We start from the raw sequence: 1,056 nt of genomic DNA on the forward strand, positions 1-1,056 counted from the left end.
TCGCGGAACCGCGCGTGATAAAATCGACCTCGAAGCCGGGCTTGTCGCGCAGGATACCCTGTTCGCCGATGACTTTGGCAGGATTCTTGTCGGCCAGCGCCATGAGATCCCAATAGCGCGCGACGTGGTTGGGAAGCACTTCGGTCGTCGTCGGCTCAGGACGTTTGCCAAGTTCCTCGTCAGACATTAGTGGCATTGGCGCGACGCCTTCGGGCAGGGCTTGTTGACGCTTGGTGTCGTAGAGTTTGCCGTTCTCGCCAAGGATCAAGCCGTGTTCGGCAGCATTTTCGATAACCTGCGGTGCCCACATAACGCCGCCACCTGCATCGTCGCCACCAAGAATGGCCATGATCATCCCGTAATCCGTACCAATGTTCTCAAATCCGCGGAAGATGCCCGTGGGTATGTTAAAAATGTCGCCTTCTTCCAGCGTAACTTCGCCAGCGTCGCCCCAGCGACCCCAGAAGAAGCGCCATTTGCCCGACAGCACAAAAAAGGCTTCGGCTGTGTGGTGGTCGTGCAGCGAGTTGGTCACACGCGGGGGTTGGCCAGCGGCACCGATGTTGAAGCCGTGGGGGATGCCGATATGAACATGCTGGTCTGGCGATTCAGATACGCCGCCGCCGATGATCGTAAAGTTCTCTTTTTGGTCGCTACCCGGTGTGTGAGCATCGATGAAGGCGGTCTTACAGGGTTGCAGATCGCCATAACGAACGATGCGGGATTCCATTTCGGCTGGTGTCATTCGTGTGTTCCTTGCATCAGGATCTGTTTCCAGATCGCAATTTCATCGTAAAGGGCACATTCGCGGCGAATGGTGGCGTCTTTTGGGCCGCCTTCGTTACAGAACGGGCCGTATTCTGCGTGGCACATCCCCATCACATGAACCTTGGCACTAGTCGGTTTGCCGAACGTTCCCCAACCGGAGTGGGTGCCATCGAGCGACCAACGGATCGCGGCGCGGGGCGGCAGTATGTCGCCATCCATGCCGATTTGATGATGGATGCTAAATTTGGCGTCAGGGAAAGAGGAGCGTAGACCGAGCCAGAATTTTGT

At 56.9% G+C, this 1,056-nt stretch carries 1 protein-coding gene and 1 pseudogene; both read right to left on the reverse strand.

What is annotated here, in order from left to right; genetic code table 11:
* Positions 1–745, reverse strand: a 745-nt coding sequence (locus ACTG3Z_RS17460) for a cupin domain-containing protein (protein WP_439144274.1), incomplete at its 3' end; no start/stop codon positions are given.
* Positions 742–1,056: pseudogene (locus ACTG3Z_RS17465) on the reverse strand (nuclear transport factor 2 family protein); the annotation flags it as partial. The pseudogene ACTG3Z_RS17465 and the gene ACTG3Z_RS17460, both read right to left, overlap by 4 nt.

Source organism: Planktotalea sp., from assembly GCF_965659345.1.
Classification (GTDB): Bacteria; Pseudomonadota; Alphaproteobacteria; order Rhodobacterales; family Rhodobacteraceae; genus Planktotalea.